General features: G+C 66.0%; 1 protein-coding gene. It reads left to right on the top strand.

From position 1 onward, the window contains the following. Nucleotides 1-1596: DNA translocase FtsK (locus tag EOA36_RS35010; protein WP_245464553.1), on the top strand; the 1596-nt coding region annotated here is incomplete at both ends.

Raw genomic sequence — 1596 nt, 5'->3', positions numbered from 1 at the left:
CCGTCCGTTCCGGTTGGCAGGGCTGCCCGGAGGGCTCGGAGGGCGGCCGCAGCCGCACCTGCCGCAAGCAGCGCCGCCTCGGCGCCGATTGTGCAACGCGTGGGCGAAGCCGTTCCCGCAGCGCGCGCACCGTCGCTGCCCATGGCTGGCAAGGTTGCCCAGCCGGAGACGGGCGAAGGCTACGAGCTTCCCTCGGAGGAGCTGCTGCAGCAGCCTCCCGAGGGCCAAGGCTTCTACATGTCGCAGGAGCGGCTCGAGCAGAATGCCGATCTCCTGGAAAGCGTGCTGGAGGATTTCGGCGTGCGCGGCGAGATCATCCACGTGCGCCCCGGCCCGGTCGTCACCCTCTACGAATTCGAGCCGGCGCCAGGCGTCAAATCCTCGCGCGTCATTGGTCTCGCCGACGACATCGCCCGCTCCATGTCGGCGGTCTCGGCGCGCGTCGCCGTGGTGCCCGGCCGCAACGTCATCGGCATCGAGCTGCCGAACGAGACCCGCGAAACCGTCTATTTCCGCGAACTGATCGAATCGCAGGGCTTCCGCAAAACCAGCTGCAAGCTGGCGCTTTGCCTTGGCAAGACGATCGGCGGCGAACCTGTCATCGCCGAGCTGGCGAAGATGCCGCACCTGCTCGTCGCCGGCACCACCGGCTCCGGCAAGTCGGTCGCCATCAACACCATGATCCTGTCGCTGCTCTACCGGCTGAAGCCGGAAGAATGCCGGCTGATAATGGTCGACCCGAAGATGCTCGAACTGTCCGTCTATGACGGCATCCCGCACCTTCTGACCCCTGTCGTCACGGACCCCAAGAAGGCCGTTACCGCGCTCAAATGGGCGGTGCGCGAGATGGAGGACCGCTATCGCAAGATGGCGCGGCTCGGCGTGCGCAACATCGACGGCTACAACGAGCGCGCCGCCCAAGCCCGCGACAAGGGTGAGACGGTCGTCATGACCGTGCAGACCGGCTTCGAGAAGGGCACCGGCGAACCGCTGTTCGAACAGCAGGAAATCGACTTCGCGCCGATGCCCTACATCGTCGTCATCGTCGACGAGATGGCCGACCTGATGATGGTCGCCGGCAAGGAGATCGAAGGCGCCATCCAGCGCCTGGCGCAGATGGCGCGGGCCGCCGGCATCCACCTGATCATGGCGACGCAGCGGCCTTCGGTCGACGTCATCACCGGCACGATCAAGGCCAATTTCCCGACCCGCATCTCCTTCCAGGTCACCTCCAAGATCGACAGCCGCACCATCCTGGGCGAGCAGGGCGCCGAACAGCTGCTCGGCCAGGGCGACATGCTGCACATGATGGGCGGCGGGCGCATCGCCCGTGTGCACGGCCCCTTCGTGTCCGACGCCGAGGTCGAGCATGTCGTGGCGCATCTGAAGGCGCAGGGCCGCCCCGAATATCTGGAGACGGTGACGGCCGACGAGGATGAAGAAGAAGAGGAAGGCGACCAGGGAGCGGTCTTCGACAAGGGAGCCGTTGCCGCCGAGGATGGCGATTCCAGCTATGACGAGGCGGTCAAGGTGGTGTTGCGCGACAAGAAATGTTCGACGTCCTACATCCAGCGCCGCCTCGGCATCGGCTACAAC

Source organism: Mesorhizobium sp. M8A.F.Ca.ET.021.01.1.1 (assembly GCF_003998025.1).
Taxonomy (GTDB): Bacteria; Pseudomonadota; Alphaproteobacteria; order Rhizobiales; family Rhizobiaceae; genus Mesorhizobium.
Note: the sequence above shows the minus strand (reverse complement) of the source record. Positions and strands in the feature narration are given on the sequence as shown.